Origin of the sequence: Romboutsia sp. 13368 (assembly GCF_018336475.1) — a bacterium.
GTDB lineage: Bacteria > Bacillota > Clostridia > Peptostreptococcales > Peptostreptococcaceae > Romboutsia.
Map to the genome: position 1 here is coordinate 668,359 of NZ_CP048741.1, position 241 is coordinate 668,599.

The following is a 241-nucleotide window of genomic DNA, read 5'->3' on the forward strand; positions in this document are numbered from 1 at the left end:
TATACCTACTTTCATATTTTTCTAATTTCCTATAAATATTATTTTACCCTAAATTTGTATATATTCTTCAAAAATAATTATTTATCAAATTAAAAGAAGCTATAAGTTTAAACTTACAGCTTCTCTATATAAATTYTTGTTAATTTTCTTTTTTATTCATATAGCTATATACCGGTAATCCTATTAAAGTAATTATGATTCCTCCTAAGGCTATTAATGTATCTGTTAATAATTGATTGAT